This window comes from Nocardia colli, assembly GCF_008704205.1.
Taxonomy (GTDB): Bacteria; Actinomycetota; Actinomycetes; order Mycobacteriales; family Mycobacteriaceae; genus Nocardia; species Nocardia colli.
Map to the genome: position 1 here is coordinate 1 of NZ_VXLC01000068.1, position 1315 is coordinate 1315.

Consider the following 1315-nt stretch of genomic DNA (forward strand, 5'->3'; position numbering starts at 1 on the left):
GGCGGATTCACGCGGTCGATGCAACAGTGGGTGGTTCGGTGAGTATGTCATTGAGGATGTGGAGGGGTGTGCGGAAGCCGTGGCGTTTGCGGGGGCGGGTGTTGAGTTTGAGGGCGACGTGGTCGAGGTAGTCGGCGGGGAACACCGACAGATCCGTGCCCTTCGGGAAGTATTGGCGCAGAAGGCCATTGGTGTTTTCGTTGGTGCCGCGCTGCCAGGGTGAATGGGGGTCGCAAAAGTAGATTCGGATGCCGGTGGCGGTGGTGATGCGGGCGTGTTGGGCCATTTCCGAGCCTTGATCCCAGGTCAGGGTGCGGCGCAGAATCCCGGGCAGGTCACCCATTTTCGTGATGGCTTGTGTAGCAACGGATTCAGCGGTGTGATCCTCAGGCAGGTGCAGCAGGATCACGAACCCCGATCGTCGTTCGACCAGGGTGCCGATCGCGGAGCCGTTGGCTGCGCCTGTGATCAGATCGCCTTCCCAGTTGCCGGGCACGGCCCGATCGATGGCTTCGGGAGGCCGGTTGCTGATATTGAGCAGGGGATCGCGCTGGCCTCGGCGTTCGACGCCGGCGCGGGGCTTGCGCAACGCGCGCCCGGTACGCAGGCAGCTCACCAGCTCGCGGCGCAACGCGCCGCGGCCTTGCACATACAAGGCTTTGTAGATGGTTTCGTGCGACACCTGCATCTCCGGACAGTTCGGGTGGTTCAGGCGCAGCCAGCCGGTGATCTGCTCTGGACTGTGCTGCTGGTCCAACCCATCCTGCACCGCGGCCCGCAACGCCACGCTGGTGGCCAGCTTCCCGGGCCGCATGCGCCGGGCGCGGCGCTCGTAGCGGGCGTGGGCGACCCCGGCTCGATAATGCAGCACCGCGACCGCGCCGCTGCGGCGAGCACCGAAGCGGTAGATGCGCCGATACCGTGCCCGCCCGGCCGCGTGAGCATGGTTCTTGGTGCCGTTCTTGCCGATCTCGCGCCAGACCGTCGACGGCGAGCGACCCAACCGCCGTGCCATCGAACGAATCGACTCACCCGCCGCGACCCCGACAGCGATTTCCTCTCGCTCGGCAAAACTCAGCCGCGGTCGCGGCCCAGTGGTCCTCGGTGGGGTGATCATCGGTTTCACCCCGCCAGTCTCACGAAACCAACGCTGCCCACACCCTTGCGACACACCAACTCTCAACCCCGCCTCGCCAGCGGGAACACCGTCAGCAACCAGATCCCAGAACACTCCCCGCAACGACCGCGGCAGACTCTGCTGAGGCATACAACAACTCGATTCTCATCGGTGTTGCATCCACCCCTTGAACCCAAG

Annotated in this window: 1 protein-coding gene; it reads right to left on the minus strand. The window is 65.2% G+C overall.

What is annotated here, in order from left to right; genetic code table 11:
- Positions 1-7: 7 nt before the first annotated feature.
- Positions 8-1267: an IS30 family transposase gene (locus F3087_RS45720; RefSeq protein WP_223885849.1), complete on the minus strand. Its 1260-nt coding sequence runs from the start codon at positions 1265-1267 to the stop codon at positions 8-10.
- Between the last annotated feature and the right edge of the window lie 48 nt (positions 1268-1315).

Coding starts and splice junctions, on each gene's coding strand:
- F3087_RS45720 (WP_223885849.1), bottom strand. CDS start 1,267: ATGCCTCAGCAGAGTCTGCCGCGGTCGTTGCGGGGAGTGTTCTGGGAT.